The 1,272-nt window shown below is 66.0% G+C and carries 1 protein-coding gene; it reads right to left on the reverse strand.

Features of this window, described 5'->3' with window-relative positions:
* Position 1: 1 nt before the first annotated feature.
* Positions 2–1,272: AAA family ATPase (locus HGB39_RS38060; protein WP_168443036.1), on the reverse strand; the 1,271-nt coding region annotated here is incomplete at its 5' end.

Here is a 1,272-nt window from a genome sequence, read left to right on the forward strand (position 1 = left end):
CTCAGGCCGCCGCGACGGCGGGTTCCGCATACGCGACGGCGAGCTCGCCGCCGTCCACCGTGACACCGATGGTGCCACCCGGTTCGATTTCGCCTCGCAACAGCGCACGACCGATCTTGGTCTCCACCTCGTGGGCGATGTACCGCCGCAGCGGCCGCGCACCGTAGACCGGGTCGAAACCGTGTTCGGCGATGAGCCGGCGTGCTTCCGGCGTGATATCCAGGTGTATCTGGCGCTCCGACAACCTGTTCCGAAGATCGGTGAGCTGCAGCTCGACGATGTGCTCGATCTGGGGCAGCGTGAGCGGAGTGAACAACACGATGTCGTCGACCCGGTTGAGGAACTCGGGACGGAAGTGCCCGCGCAGCTCCGCCAGCACCCGCTCCCGGGCGTCCGGCTTGATCTCGCCGTCGGCTGTGACTCCGTCGAGGAGATGCTGGGATCCGATGTTGGAGGTCATGATGATCACCGTGTTCCGGAAATCGACCTGCCTGCCTTGAGAATCGGTGATCCGGCCGTCATCGAGCACCTGCAGCAGGGTATTGAAGACGTCGGCGTGGGCCTTCTCGATCTCGTCGAAGAGCACCACGGAGTACGGCTTGCGGCGTACCGCCTCGGTGAGCTGGCCGCCCTCGTCGTACCCGACGTACCCGGGGGGCGCACCGATGAGCCTGCTCACCGTGTGCCGCTCCTGGTATTCGCTCATGTCCAGGCGCACCATGTTGTCTTCGCTGTCGAAGAGGGCACTGGCCAGCGTCTTTGCGAGCTCGGTCTTTCCCACGCCCGTCGGGCCCAGGAAGATGAACGAACCGATCGGCCGGCGCGGATCACGGATACCGGACCTCGCCCGGATCACCGCGTCTGCGACCAGTTGCACGGCCTCGTCCTGACCGACGACCCTCTCGTGCAGAATCTCGTCGAGCTTCAACAGCTTCTCCCGCTCGCCTTCCTGCAGCCGGGCGACCGGGATACCCGTCCATGCGGCCACGATCTCTGCGATCTCGTCTTCGGTGACCACTTCACGCAGCAACGGATTCTGTCCCTGCCTGGTGGCCAGTTGCTCCTCCGCCGCCTCGAGCCTGCGTTCCAACTCGGTGATCTCGCCGTATCGCAACTCGGCGGCCCGATTGAGGTCGTAGTTGCGCTCCGCCTCCTCGGCCTCGTGGCGCAATCGTTCCAGCTCTCCCCGCAGCTCCTGCACCCGCCGGATCGCCTGCCGCTCCGCCTCCCACTGAGCGTGCCGGGCGTCGGCCTCGGCCCGTAGATCGGCCA

It is taken from the genome of Rhodococcus opacus (assembly GCF_012396235.1).
Classification (GTDB): domain Bacteria; phylum Actinomycetota; class Actinomycetes; order Mycobacteriales; family Mycobacteriaceae; genus Rhodococcus_F; species Rhodococcus_F opacus.